This is a genomic window from Serratia sp. JKS000199, assembly GCF_900215455.1.
In the GTDB taxonomy this organism is placed as follows: domain Bacteria; phylum Pseudomonadota; class Gammaproteobacteria; order Enterobacterales; family Enterobacteriaceae; genus Serratia; species Serratia ureilytica.
This window is the reverse complement of sequence record NZ_LT907843.1, coordinates 2,250,611-2,263,914: the sequence shown is the minus strand read 5'-3', so window position 1 is coordinate 2,263,914 and position 13,304 is coordinate 2,250,611. Positions and strand designations below refer to the sequence as shown.

Genomic DNA, 13,304 nt, shown 5'->3' with positions numbered 1-13,304 from the left:
AGTGACGACGTCACTGGGGAGCGATTGGGGTTTATCCTATTGTTTCTGCTCGGCAAGCCGTTAGGCTATGAGGACATAGGCGCCCCCGCCGGGCTGGGGGGCGTGAGGTTTTTCAGCGCTGTCGCGGGAATGGCGGCGGCAAAGCAGTGGGTTGGCGTGCTCCAGGAAGGAGGGAAGCCAACGGTGTCATGAAAGACGTTATTCAGGCAGTACTCATCAAGACTAAAAAACGATTCTGGCACCGACGCCAGACGGCGTGGCTGGCCGGGCCGCTGGTGTGGCTGGCCGGCGCGGCGCCCGCGTGCGCCGAATCCCCACCGGCGCCGGACAGCGTTATCTCTTCCGAACAGGCCGGCGCAGATCCGGCGGCGAACTTGCCCGAACTGGGCGGTGCGCCCGACGATGCCGCGCGCGAGAAGCAGTGGGCCGAGATGGCCAAACAGCTCGGCGAAAAAGATCTGAACAACGTTTCACGTCAGCAGATGCGCAGCCGCGCTGAAGACTATTTGCTGGGCCAGGCGACCGGCGCGCTGCAGCAACAGGCGCAAGAACTGCTGTCTCCGTTGGGAACCGCCCGGCTGTCGCTGAAGATGAACGGCGAGGGCGATTTTACCGGCAGCAACGGCCAGCTCTTCAGCCCGTTGTACGACGTCGACGGGTTGTTGACCTACAGCCAAATCGGCTGGCTGCAGCAAAGCGCCGGGGCGCTCGGCAATGTCGCGCTGGGGCAACGCTGGATCGCCGGTGACTGGCTGCTGGGTTACAACACGGCGCTCGACAGCGATTTCGCCCGGCAGCGCAATCGCGGCAGCGTGGGGGCGGAAGCCTGGGGGGACTATCTGCGTTTCTCCACCAACTATTACTATCCGCTGTCGGCGCTGTCGCAACAGCCCGGCGATGGGGTATTTTTCAGCCGTCCGGCGCGCGGTTACGACATCACGACGCAGGGCTATTTGCCGTTCTATCGCCAAATCGGCGGTTCGCTCAGTTATGAACAGTACCTGGGCGAGAATGTCGATCTGTTCGGCAGCGGCAAGAAACAGAACGATCCGCGCGCGATGCAGCTGGGGCTCAACTATACCCCGGTGCCGCTGGTGACGATGAAGGCGTTGCATAAGATTGGTGCGGGCGGGCAGAGCCAGGATCAGGTGGAACTGGCGCTGAGCTACCGGCTCGGGGTGCCGCTGGTCAAGCAGATTTCGCCGGAGTATGTGGCGCAGGCCAAGTCGCTGCGCGGCAGCCGCTACGATCCTGTCGAACGTAAAAACGTGCCGGTGCTGGAGTTCCGCCAGCGCAAGACGCTGCAGGTGTTCCTGGCCACGCCGCCGTGGAGCCTGCAGGCGGGGGAAACCGTGCCGCTGGTGTTGGAAATCAAGGCGTTGCACGGGATTTCTCACGTCAGCTGGCAGGGGGATACGCAGGCGCTGAGCCTGACACCGCCGCACAATGCCAACGACCCGCAGGGCTGGACGGCGATCGTGCCGCCGTGGGATGACGCCCCGGGCGCCGCCAACAGCTATCGGCTGTCGGTCACGCTGGAGGACGACAAACAGCAGCGCGTGACGTCCAACTGGATAGAACTGAAAGTGGCGCCGCCGCTGACGGCGACCGCCGGTGATGAAGCGGATCAGCCGCCGATCCAAACCCTGACGCCGCCGCCGATCCCGGCGCAAACCGGGCCGCTGTACGGCGACGATTAACCGTTTTTACCCTGCAACACCCACACGGCGGCCTCGACGCGGGATTTCAGCTTCATCTTTTTCAGCAGGTGTTTGACGTGTACCTTGACGGTGCTTTCCGTGATGGTCAGGCGGCGGGCGATCAGCTTGTTCGGCAGCCCCTGGGCGATCAGCTTCAGGATATCCCGTTCGCGCGGCGTCAGTTGCTGAATATCGCGCTCGGCGCTTGGGCGGTTTTCCCGCAGGCTGGCGGCGAGGATCGGCGTCAGCGTTTCGCTGAGCACCATCTGCCCGGCCGCCGCCTGATGCAGCGCCTTCAGCAGATCCTCCGGCTCCATGTCTTTCAGCAGATAGCCATCGGCGCCCCGCTTGAGCGCGCTGACGACGTCGTCTTCATGGTTGGATACGCTGAACACCACGATGCGCCCCGACAGATCGGTCTGGCGCAGGCGATCCAGCGTTTCCAGCCCGTTGATGCCGGGCATGTTCAGGTCGAGCAGGATCAGATCCGGATCGTGCTGCTCCGCCAGCGCGACCCCTTGTTCACCGTTGCTGGCCTCGGCGATGACCTGCAGGCGAGCGTCCATGCCGATCAGCTGTTTTACGCCGTTGCGCAGCATGGGGTGGTCGTCGATCAGTAAGATGGTGGCGGCGGTTTCTGTCGTCATGGTGTCTCCGTTAGTCGATGGCGTGGTTATCCGGCGTGAAGCTGACCCGCACCTCGGTGCCGCCGCCGCTGCGCGGTAAAATGTCGCAGCGGCCGTGCAGGCTCTTGGCGCGATCGCGCATGATGATCAAGCCGTAATGGTCGGGGCGAGAGGTCTCGGCCGGCAGGCCGCGTCCGTTGTCGCATACGCTCAGGGTCACTTCGCCGCGTTTATTGATGACCTGAATGCTTACCTCGCTGGCGGCGGCATGCTTAAGGATGTTGCTGAGCGCCTCGCGGGCGATCTGCAGCAGGTGTATGGCCTGATAGGCCGGCACCGTGCGCGGCCCCAGCTGATAATCGAGGCTGATGGTCAGGCCCAGTTTGGGGTTGAACTCCGCGACCGTCGATTGCAGCGCCGCTAGCAGACCCGGTTCGGTCAACTGCAGACGGAAGGTGGTCAGCAGTTCGCGCAGTTGGCGATAGGCGCCGTTCAGCTCTTCACGCATCTGTTGCACCAGCGCCTGGCTGGCGGCAGAGAGCGTTTCCCCCTGCATCTGCAGACAGGCGATCTGCATTTTCAGGCAGGAGAGCGATTGGGCGATGGAGTCGTGCAGCTCGCGGGCGATCGCCGCCCGCTCCTCCATCAGCATCAACTGCTGCTGGTGGTCGACCTGACGTTCGATGGCCAGCACGCTGGTCAGCTGTTCCACCAGGGTATTGATCAGTTGGCGATGTTCATCGTTCAGCGGTTGCTGCGGCGCATGTTGCGCCACGATCACGCCGTAGTCGCCGAGCTTGTCGCTCAGGCTCCAGCTCAGCGACGGATTGTTGGGATACTGGCGGTCGCTGTCGTTCAGGCAGGCGCTGCACACCGGGTTATGGCAATGCTCCGGCCTTAGCGGTTGGTTGCCGCTCAGCTGCAGCAGCGGTTCCCGGCTGTCGTTTTCATACAGCCGCACCTGAATGGCGCGCAGCGGCGTCAGGGTTTGCAATTGGTTGAGCAGCGGCGTCAGGCGACTGCACAGCGGCTCGCTGGCGTGCAGCTGGCGGCTGGCGCGATAGAGGAAGCTCAGCACCTGATTTTTCTGCTGCAGGTCGGCGGTCTTCTCGGCCACGCGCTGCTCCAGCCCGCTGTAGGTGGCCGACAGCTCGTCGGACATGGTGTTCAACGCGCCGCCGAGCGACGCCATTTCATCCTGATGGCCGCGCTGCGCAAAGCGGCGGCTAAAATCACCGCGGCCTACCGCCAGGGCCATCTCCACCAGTTGCCGCCAGGGATGCAGCAACCGGCGCCGCAGGTAGCAGGTGGTGCCGATCAACAGCAGCAGCGTCAGCGCAATAAAGCCGGCCTGCACCAGCGTCACCATCAGCAGGCGGCGTTCGGTTTGCCTGTCGATATCCGACACCAGCTTATCCAACAACCGCACGAAGTGCGCGACCTGGGGCGCGGCGTCGGCCGGCTGCTGCGCGCTGCGCAGGCGAGGTTGCAGCGTCTGTTGCCAATAGTCGCGCAGGGCGTTGAAAGGCTGCGTCAACCCTTCCTGCTCCACCGAACGCTGCAGGTCGGGGCTATTTTCGTCGCGCTCCAGTTCCCGGATCAGCGCTTCGTGCCGTTCATCCAGCGGCACCTGCGCCAGCAGCCGGTAGCTTTGCATGCGCAGCGAGCCGGCCTTGTTGATGGCGTGCGCGTTGCCCTGAATGCTTTGCGACATCCAGGCGGAAATCCCCATGCCGGCCACGCCCAGCATGCCCGACAGCAACATCAGCAGGGCGACCTGATTCACGATCGAAAGCGGGGCCAACAGGCGTTTCATAAGTGCGGATTCCTGGCGTTTGGCGCCGCTGAAGCTCAGGGGCGAAGGCGGCGATGGGGCTAAACAAGTCACGATTCAGCCGTATTTTTGATTATCCCTGCGCATAACCCCATACCTCGAATGAAGTACCCATTAGTTTCCAGGGGCGCGTCGAGACGGCAAGAAAACGAAAGTGATAGTGATTAGTTGATTGATTTAAATGGATTTAATTTTTGGTTAGGGCGTACCCCTAAGGGGATGAAGGCGCTATTTCCGCCGCCAACTACTTGCATGCGGGTTGATATACATCAACTTTGCCGCCGGGGCCGCCCCCTAGGGTGTGCGGAATGATCCCCCGTGTCTGAGGTTTTTATGTCGCAACTTGCAACGCCTTCATCAAAGAAAACCGGTGCGCTGATTCAGGACTGGCGCCCTGAAGACAGCGCTTTTTGGCAGCAGCGTGGCCAGCGCATCGCCACCCGCAACCTGTGGATTTCCATTCCGTGTCTGCTGCTGGCATTCTGCGTCTGGATGCTGTTCAGCGCCGTCGCGGTCAACCTGAACAAGGTCGGCTTCAATTTTACCACCGACCAGCTGTTTCTCCTGACGGCGCTGCCGTCGGTCTCGGGCGCCATTTTGCGCGTACCGTATTCCTTCGTGATCCCGTTGTTTGGCGGCCGTCGCTGGACCGCCATCAGCACCTGTTTCCTGCTGGTGCCCTGCCTGTGGCTCGGGTTTGCGGTGCAGGACAGCAGTACGCCGTACAGCGTGTTCGTCATTATTTCCCTGCTGTGCGGTTTCGCCGGCGCCAACTTTGCCTCCAGCATGGCCAACATCAGCTTCTTCTTCCCGAAAGCGCGTCAGGGCGGGGCGTTGGGGCTCAACGGCGGGTTGGGCAATCTGGGCGTCAGCGTCATGCAGCTGGTCGCGCCGCTGGCGATTTCCTTCAGCCTGTTCGGCCTGTTTGGCGGCACGGCGCAAAACCAGGTGGAGGGGGGCCAGCTGTGGCTGGAAAACGCCGCCTGGATCTGGGTGCCGTTCCTGCTGGTTGGCACGTTGGCGGCCTGGTTCGGCATGAACGATCTGGCGGCGGCCAAGGCATCGCTGCGTCAGCAACTACCGGTGCTCAAGCGTGGGCATCTGTGGATGCTGAGCCTGCTGTATCTCGCGACCTTTGGCTCTTTCATCGGTTTCTCCGCCGGCTTCGCCATGCTGTCGAAGACGCAGTTCCCCGACGTGGTGATCTTGCATTACGCGTTTTTCGGGCCGTTCCTGGGGGCGCTGGCGCGGCCGGTCGGCGGCGCGTTGTCTGACCGTTTCGGCGGTGTGCGGGTGACGTTGATCAACTTTGTGGTCATGGCCGTTTTTGCCGCGCTGTTGTTCCTGACCTTGCCGAGTGCGGGCGAGAGCGGGTCGTTCATCGCCTTCTACGGTATCTTTATGGTGCTGTTCCTCACTGCGGGGCTGGGCAGCGGATCGACTTTCCAAATGATCGCCGTTATTTTCCGCAAAATCACCGTCGATCGCGTTAAAGCGGCCGGCGGCAGCGATGAAAGCGCGCAGCGTGAGGCGGTAACCGATTCCGCCGCCGCATTGGGCTTTATCTCGGCGATTGGCGCCGCCGGCGGCTTCTTCATTCCGCAGGCCTTTGGCACCTCACTGGCGCTGACCGGTTCACCTGCGGGCGCGATGAAAGTGTTCCTGGTGTTTTACATTTTGTGCGTCGTGATCACCTGGGCGGTGTATGGCCGCAAGAAAAAAGCCTGAGTGTCAAACGACTTTCTCTATCCCTCCCGACAGGGGAGGGATATTTCGTTCATACCGAAACTTCTCTCTTCTCCTCCTCAGTGAAATTTTCTGCCTTTAGGTAAAATTCTCACCCCCGCTTGCCGTTTTTTTCTTTTTTTATAGTTATATCTCTCAATGTATGAATCCTTTCTCACAAAAGGTTTATATTATTCACGCGGTTTTTTCGTTTTGTTGAGCGTGTTCTTACTATTAAACAATTAATGCTTTTTCCTGCGTTTAAATGAAATTGCTTAGGAGAATACCTAATTGATGTGCGTATTATAAAATCAGCAATAGGGTTTTGTCTTAGATGCTGCGCCCGTTGGATGGAATGAACGCCGGAGTTAAATCAGATAACTCTCATTCTGTTTTTTCCGTCTTTTTGTAGTCTATCTGACGTTCAGATTAGGTGGAAAAACAGAATGAATTCAGGGCGTAGAATGAAATTTCACAATTTCATTCGATTAACAATTAAGCAACGCCGTTAGTTTTTTCTTTCTAAATCAAAGGGGTGCTAGCTTGAATTTTACGGTAGCCAGGAAAGAAATCCATGTTACCAACAGGGAAATAGAGTCGTCTGGATAAACGGAACATCCTGAATCAGGCTTAATGTAAAAAATGAAATCAGAAAATTTTTATAAAAGCCAATATCCGATGAATGCAACCTGTTGAGTTTACATTTAATTTCTTGAACATTTTTTGATATTTCTATACAAAGTGTGCAGGACAGGCACGCTAAGGAAATTAAAAGTGAATCTTGATAAAAGAATAAAGATTAGGAATCTCGATGTTCTGACTCCTGCCGGGGAGAAATTCCGTCTGCGTTGGAAGGAGTATCAAATTCTTTCGCTGCTTGTCGCCAGATCCCCCGAGCTGGTTACCCGAACGGAAATTATAGAAAATATCTGGAAAGGAACCTATTGTTCAGATTCAACGATAAATCAAACAATTAAATCCATCCGTCAGAAAATTAGCGATTCGGAACACACGCTTATCAGAACCATTCCACGCTTGGGTTACAAGGTGGAAAATCAAGCGGCTTTTCACTTTATATCTGAAGATGAAGACTACGCCGATGATGATATATTAAACGGTAACGATGATATTGACGTTGATATTCAAGCGGAACTTTCTGAAAGTGAAAATGAATCGCCTGTAGCCAACGACGAGAAAATAGTTAAGCCGCGTAAATCGACCCTCGTTTCTGCGCCTGTTGCGGCGATGGATTCCTCTCAAGATCCGGCGCATGAAAAGAAGTCGCTATCCGTGCGCCGCTTTTTCAGCGTGCCTGCCAGTCGCGTGGTGAAATACCTGACGGTGTTCGCCTCGTTACTGGTTATTTCACATTTTTCATATGTCCTGGGCAACCAAACCCGTCCGCCGGTGATCAATGATATTCAGAACAACACGCGCGTGGTGTTGACGCTGACGCTGAATAATCCCCATACCAACAGCCCGCAAACGCTGTTCTGTCTGTACCAGGGAGAGAACATGGATCAGGCCACCATCGAATGTGTCGATCCTAAACAAGGCCAGCTGAAATTGCCGGTAAAATATGAGACCTCTTCCTCCACCGGTAAAGGTCGGATTAATCTCATATTGCCGAATAAAACCTTGCAATATCAAGTTGCTTACGATGTTAAAAATTAGCGCTGAATGAGGTTTTATCTATAGCGATAATTTTACATTTGATGAAATCTTTTATTTCATTATTTGTTATTTGAAAGCCAGGTTCGATTTGTCCAGTCTGGAACTCATTACCTAACGCGTATTAGCGCCTGTCCCAATCGGGTGACGGGAATAATGAGAACCTGCTGAGTGACAAATTATGGATAAGCGTAAAGTAGCTATTATCGGGGGTTCCGGTTTTATCGGAACACGCCTGGCGAAACGTCTCAGTAAGCGCGATGATCTGACATTGGTCATCGTCGATAAGCAACCCAGTGCACATTTTCCATCCCTTTATCAGTATGGCGATGTGACTCAACCTCAGACTTTGCAAGAACCGCTGGCGGGCTGTGACGCCATCATTAATCTGGCGGCGGAGCATCAGGACAATGTCGATCCCATTTCGCTCTATTATCAGGTCAATGTCGAAGGCGCACGTCATGTCTGCATGACCGCCTCTGCATTGAATATCCGCCAAATCATTTTCACCTCCTCGGTCGCCGTTTACGGGTTCGTCAAGCAGGAAACCGGCGAAGAAGGGCGTTTCGAACCTTTCAACCATTACGGCAAGTCCAAGCTCGAGGCGGAATATGTTTATGAGGCCTGGCGCAAGGCAGACGCCGCAAATAAATTGACCATCATCCGTCCGACGGTGGTGTTCGGCGAAGGCAACCGCGGCAACGTGTATAACCTGTTCCGCCAGATCGCCAGCGGCCGTTTCGTGATGATTGGCAGCGGCAATAATATGAAGTCGATGGCTTACGTCGAGAATATTGCTGCACGGCTGGAGCATGCGTTGGATCAGCAGTCCAGTTATCAGGTCAGCAACTATGTCGATAAACCGGACTTTACGATGAATCAGCTGGTCGACGTTATTTCCTCTTCATTGGGCAGAGAAAATAAGACGATTCGCATTCCTTACGCCTTGGGAATATGCGGCGCAACCGCATTGGATGTCGTGAGTAAAATAAGTCGCAAGAAATTTCCAATCAGTCGCGTCAGAGTGCAGAAATTCTGCGCCAGAACGCAATTTAAAAGCAATGTGCAGAATAATTTCGTGGCGCCGGTCGAACTTGATTCGGCAATCGAAAGAACCATTAAACATGAGTTTTCTGATAGATAACTTAATCGCACGCTGACGTTATTTCGATATTTTCGCTGACAAGCGGATAAATCTGCATTTTCAGGATTAGCGCATGCTGACTTATATCCTGGCCGGATCAATTTTGTTTTTGTTAATAGCGCATTGGGAGCTGTAACTCAAGGGCGGTAGCGTGCTTATTCGCTGGAGGAACGATGTTATATCAACTGAGCGTGATATTTGTGCTGGCGGTGGCGTGGGTGCTTATTGCCCGCCGCGCCGCCTTGGTGGTGGGGTTAGTGGATAAGCCCAATGCGCGCAAGCAACATCTGGGGCACATTCCGCTGGTCGGCGGCATCGCCGTGTACCTGACGCTGATGCTGATGACGCTGTGGCAACCCGCCTGGCTGCCCGAAAGCACGATCTACCTGCTGTGCATAACGGCGCTGGTGGTGTTGGGCGTGCTGGATGACCGCTTTGATCTGCCCGTGGCGCCGCGCGTCATGGTGCAGGGAGGGATCGCGCTGGCGATGATGCTGGCGGCAGGGATGCAACTCTCCTCGCTGGGTTATGTCTGGGGGCATCAGGAAGTGATGCTCGGCTATGGCGCGTTGCTGCTCACGCCGCTGGCGGTATGGGGAGCGATCAATGCCTACAACATGGTGGATGGCATCGATGGGCAGTTGGGCGCATTGTCCTGCGTCACCTTCGTCGCGCTGGCCATCGTGTTCGGGCTGGGCGGCCGGGAAGACCTGGCGCTGTGGTGTCTGGGCCTGATCGCCGCTCTGGCGGCTTATCTGCTGTTCAACCTGAGTCTGTTCGGTGCGCGCAGCAAGATCTTTATGGGGGACGCCGGCAGCATGGTGATCGGCTTCAGCGTGCTGTGGCTGGTGTTGCTGGCGACCCAGGGACCGCAGGCGGTGATGCGCCCGGTGACCGCGCTGTGGCTGATCGCCATTCCTCTGATGGACATGGTGACGGTGATGGTGCGCCGCCTGCTGCGCCGCCAAAGCCCATTCAAAGCGGGGCGCGATCATTTGCACCATATTCTGATGCGTCGCGGACTGAATGCGCGCCAGGCGCTGGCGATGAGCACCATGCTGGCGGTGACGCTGGCCTGCATCGGCATCTGCAGCGAAGTGCTGAAACTGCAAGAGAGTTTGATGCTGGTGGCGTTTCTGCTCTGTTTTTGCGGCTATTTCGCCCTGTTGCGCGAGCCGCGTCAGGCGACGGTGTTCAGCGATAATCCGACCGTCGGCCGTTAATCCCCTCACGGGCTGCGGCGGCAGCCCGTTTATCACGGTACTTCCATGAATTTTCATTTGCCTCTTTTGATGCCGTTGGCCTTTACCTCCGCGCTGTTGAGCGGGTGTACGGTGATTCCCGGCTCACATTTACCTACCAGCGGAAAAGCCGTCGTCGTGCAGCAAGACGACGGTTTTGATTTGAATAACCAGGTGCAGGTCTACCGCATGTCGCCGATGTTGCTGCAGAAAATGCGGCGCGTAGAACCGGTCGCCCGGCCGAACCCGGCGCTGGATCAGCGGCTGCAGAACTATCAATACCGTATCGGCGTCGGCGACGTGTTGAACGTCACCGTCTGGGATCACCCTGAGCTGACTACGCCGGCCGGGCAGTACCGCAGCGCCAGCGACACCGGTAACTGGGTCCATGCCGATGGCACGATTTTTTATCCCTATATCGGGCGAGTGGCGGTGGTGGGCAAAACCGTCACCGAAGTGCGCAGCCTGATCGCCGGCCGTCTGGCGCAGTATGTGGAAAGCCCGCAGGTGGATGTCAGCATCGCCGCTTTCCGTTCGCAGAAGGCTTATGTGACCGGTGAGGTGAAAACCTCCGGCCAGCAGGCGATTACCAACGTGCCGCTGACCATCCTGGATGCGATCAACGCCGCCGGCGGCCTGACGGAGAACGCCGACTGGCGCAACGTGGTGCTGACCCATCAGGGCAAGGATCGGGCCATCTCGCTGCAGGCGCTGATGCAGCGCGGCGACATCAGTCAGAACGCGTTGCTGCAGCCGGGTGACATCCTTTACGTCCCGCGCAATGACGAACTGAAAGTGTTCGTGATGGGCGAAGTGGGCAAGCAAGCGACGCTGAAGATGGATCGCAGCGGCATGACGTTGACCGAGGCCCTCGGCTCTTCCGAAGGGATCAGCCAGACGGTCGCGGATGCGACCGGGGTATTCGTGATCCGGCCGAGCGGCGGCAAAACGCCGCAGCGGCTGGCGACGCTGTATCAGTTCGATCTTTCCGACGCCAGCGCGCTGGCGATGGGCGCTGAATTTCAGCTGCAACCTTACGACGTCGTGTACGTCACTGCGGCGCCGGTCGCGCGCTGGAACCGTTTGATCAGCCAGCTGGTGCCGACCATCAGCAGCTTTAACGATCTCAGCGAGGCTACCTTGCGCGTGCGCAACTGGTAAATCCGCAGGATGAATAAGGAACAGAAGATGAAGAACAATGCGCTGTCCGTGATGGTGGCCGAACAAGATGAAAAGCTGGAGTGGGAGCGTCTGGTAGGGCCGCTTTGGGATAACCGCTGGCGGATCGCCGTCGTAACCGGCGTGGCCGGCGCGCTGGGCGTCGCCTATGCCCTGTTGGCGACCCCGGTGTATCAGGCCACGGCGGTGGTGCAGGTGGAGAAACAGCTGTCCGGCGACTCGCTGCTGCGCGAAACGCTGGACAGCTCGATGGGGCAGAATTCGGCGACGCAGGATGAAGTGACGCTGGCCAAGTCGCGCTACGTGCTCGGCAAAACGGTGGATGCCCTTGGCCTGACGGTGCGCGTCGAGCCGGACTATTTCCCGGTATTCGGTAAAGGTTTTGCCCGACTGAGCGGCGAAAAGGCGCCGGTGCTGGATATCGCCACGTTAACGACGCCGCCGGAAATGGAGGGCGAAGCGCTGACGCTGACGGTGCGCGATGGGCAGCATTACGAGCTGAGCCATGACGGCGCCAAACTGTTCAGCGGCGCGGTCGGGCAGCCGGTGGCGCAGGGCGGATGGAACATGGCCGTCTCGGCACTGGACGCGGCGCCGGGCGCCAGCTTCACGGTGGTCAAAGTCGCGCGCCAGAAAGCGGTGGACGATCTGCGCAAAAATCTTGACGTAGTGCCGGGCGGTAAAGACAGCGGCATCATGACCTTTACGCTGCCGAGCGAAGATCCGCAGCGCGCCGAGGCGGTGCTGAAGAACATCACCGACAACTACCTGCAGCAGAACGTGGATCGCAAAACGGAAGAGGCGCAGCGAATGCTGGCGTTCCTGCAAGAGCAACTGCCGCAAACGCAAACCTCGCTCAACAACGCCGAAACCCAGCTCAATCAGTTCCGTCAGCAAAACGACTCGGTGGATCTGTCGCTGGAAGCCAAATCGGTGTTGGACACGCAGGTGCAGCTCGAAGCGCAGCTCAATGAACTGACCTTCAAGGAAGCGGAGATCTCCAAGCTCTATACCCGCGCGCACCCGGCTTACCGGGCGCTGCTGGAAAAGCGCGCCACGCTGGAAGCGGAAAAGGCGCGGCTGGGCAAACAGGTGCAGACGCTGCCGAAAATGCAGCAGGAGATCCTGCGTCTCACCCGAGACGTGCAGGTGGATCAGCAGGTTTACATGCAGCTGATGAACAAGCAGCAGGAGCTGAGCATCAGCAAGGCCGGCACGGTAGGCAACGTGCGCATCATCGATGAAGCGGAAACCGCCATTCGGCCGATCCAGCCGCAAAAGATGCTGATCGTGCTGTTGGCGCTGCTGCTGGGCGCCGGGGGCGCCGCCGCGGTGGTGCTGTTGCGCGCGGCCTTCCACCGCGGCATCAATGATATCGATACGCTGGAGAAACGGGGCATCAACGTCTACGCCACCGTGCCGCTGTCGCCGTGGCAGGTGAAGCGCAACCGCGAGCAGCGTCATCTGTTGCCCAAATCCGGCGGCCGGCGCCTGCCGATCCTGGCGGTGGCCGAGCCGACGGATCTGTCGGTGGAGGCAATCCGCAGCCTGCGCACCAGCCTGCATTTCGCCATGCTGGAAGCCAAAAACAATATTCTGATGGTCTCCGGCGCCAGCCCGGAAAGCGGCAAGAGCTTCACCAGCACCAACCTGGCGGTGGTAGTGGCGCAGGCCGGGCAGCGGGTGTTGCTGATCGACGCGGATATGCGCAAAGGCTTTCTGCATCGCTGGCTGGCCGAGGATGGACATCGCGGTTTGTCCGACATGCTGGTGGGCGACGTGATGGCGGAACAGGCGGTGCGGAAAACCGCCATCGCCAACCTGGACTTCGTGCCGCGCGGCCAGGTGCCGCCGAATCCGTCCGAACTGCTGATGCATCGCCGCTTCGCTGACTTCCTGCGCTGGGCCGGGCAACACTACGATCTGGTGCTGATCGATACGCCGCCGATTCTGGCGGTGACGGATGCGGCGATCGTCGGTCATCACGCCGGCACCTCGCTGCTGGTGGTGCGTTTTGAAGTGAACACCGTCAAGCAGATCGAAACCAGCATGCGCCGTTTCGAACAGAATGGGGTGGCGATCAAAGGCGTGATCCTCAACGGCATGGTGAAAAAATCCGCCGCCGATGCGGGTTACTACGCCTTTGCCTATCCGAGCCATCAGGAAGAAAAGGTGCCGTAAGCG

At 58.1% G+C, this 13,304-nt stretch carries 9 protein-coding genes; 7 read left to right on the top strand and 2 right to left on the bottom strand.

Going from position 1 to position 13,304, the window contains the following annotated elements:
- Nucleotides 1-188 precede the first annotated feature (188 nt).
- The gene (locus CPH57_RS10875) at nt 189-1,700 is read left to right on the top strand and encodes a YchO/YchP family invasin (RefSeq protein ID WP_096242336.1); all 1,512 of its coding nucleotides are present in this window, start codon (nt 189-191) and stop codon (nt 1,698-1,700) included.
- Here CPH57_RS10875 and narL read toward each other — a convergent pair.
- The gene (narL, locus tag CPH57_RS10870) at nt 1,697-2,347 is read right to left on the bottom strand and encodes a two-component system response regulator NarL (RefSeq protein WP_033643446.1); all 651 of its coding nucleotides are present in this window, start codon (nt 2,345-2,347) and stop codon (nt 1,697-1,699) included. The genes CPH57_RS10875 and narL overlap by 4 nt on opposite strands.
- A gap of 10 nt (nt 2,348-2,357) precedes the next feature.
- Entirely contained in the window at nt 2,358-4,142 is a 1,785-nt protein-coding gene (narX, locus tag CPH57_RS10865) for a nitrate/nitrite two-component system sensor histidine kinase NarX (protein ID WP_033643445.1), read from the bottom strand.
- 351 nt (nt 4,143-4,493) lie between these two features.
- Between narX and CPH57_RS10860 the strand changes: the two genes are divergently transcribed.
- The 6 genes from CPH57_RS10860 to CPH57_RS10835 all read left to right on the top strand — a co-directional run bounded on the left by CPH57_RS10860 (nt 4,494) and on the right by CPH57_RS10835 (nt 13,301).
- Nucleotides 4,494-5,888, top strand: coding sequence for a NarK family nitrate/nitrite MFS transporter (locus tag CPH57_RS10860; RefSeq protein ID WP_096242335.1), 1,395 nt, complete (start codon nt 4,494-4,496; stop codon nt 5,886-5,888).
- Between the two features lie 771 nt (nt 5,889-6,659).
- Nucleotides 6,660-7,559 (top strand): transcriptional regulator, encoded by a 900-nt coding sequence (locus CPH57_RS10855; RefSeq protein ID WP_033650894.1) that lies wholly within the window; start codon nt 6,660-6,662, stop codon nt 7,557-7,559.
- Nucleotides 7,560-7,737: 178 nt separating this feature from the next.
- Nucleotides 7,738-8,700 (top strand): NAD(P)-dependent oxidoreductase, encoded by a 963-nt coding sequence (locus CPH57_RS10850; protein WP_033643442.1) that lies wholly within the window; start codon nt 7,738-7,740, stop codon nt 8,698-8,700.
- A gap of 173 nt (nt 8,701-8,873) precedes the next feature.
- The gene (gene wecA, locus CPH57_RS10845) at nt 8,874-9,923 is read left to right on the top strand and encodes a UDP-N-acetylglucosamine--undecaprenyl-phosphate N-acetylglucosaminephosphotransferase (protein ID WP_033643441.1); all 1,050 of its coding nucleotides are present in this window, start codon (nt 8,874-8,876) and stop codon (nt 9,921-9,923) included.
- Between the two features lie 45 nt (nt 9,924-9,968).
- Nucleotides 9,969-11,102 carry a polysaccharide export protein gene (locus CPH57_RS10840; protein WP_033650895.1) on the top strand — a complete coding sequence of 378 codons (1,134 nt, stop codon included), beginning with the start codon at nt 9,969-9,971 and terminating at the stop codon, nt 11,100-11,102.
- A 27-nt stretch (nt 11,103-11,129) separates the two neighbouring features.
- Nucleotides 11,130-13,301, top strand: a complete 2,172-nt coding sequence (locus tag CPH57_RS10835; protein ID WP_033643439.1) for a polysaccharide biosynthesis tyrosine autokinase — start codon at nt 11,130-11,132, stop codon at nt 13,299-13,301.
- Nucleotides 13,302-13,304 lie beyond the last annotated feature (3 nt).

Bases quoted from the DNA above. Each gene is read 5' to 3' on its own strand.
- CPH57_RS10840 (WP_033650895.1), top strand. From the start codon at position 9,969: ATGAATTTTCATTTGCCTCTTTTGATGCCGTTGGCCTTTACCTCCGCG.
- narX (WP_033643445.1), bottom strand. From the start codon at position 4,142: ATGAAACGCCTGTTGGCCCCGCTTTCGATCGTGAATCAGGTCGCCCTG.
- CPH57_RS10850 (WP_033643442.1), top strand. From the start codon at position 7,738: ATGGATAAGCGTAAAGTAGCTATTATCGGGGGTTCCGGTTTTATCGGA.
- narL (WP_033643446.1), bottom strand. From the start codon at position 2,347: ATGACGACAGAAACCGCCGCCACCATCTTACTGATCGACGACCACCCC.
- CPH57_RS10860 (WP_096242335.1), top strand. From the start codon at position 4,494: ATGTCGCAACTTGCAACGCCTTCATCAAAGAAAACCGGTGCGCTGATT.
- wecA (WP_033643441.1), top strand. From the start codon at position 8,874: ATGTTATATCAACTGAGCGTGATATTTGTGCTGGCGGTGGCGTGGGTG.
- CPH57_RS10835 (WP_033643439.1), top strand. From the start codon at position 11,130: ATGAAGAACAATGCGCTGTCCGTGATGGTGGCCGAACAAGATGAAAAG.
- CPH57_RS10875 (WP_096242336.1), top strand. From the start codon at position 189: ATGAAAGACGTTATTCAGGCAGTACTCATCAAGACTAAAAAACGATTC.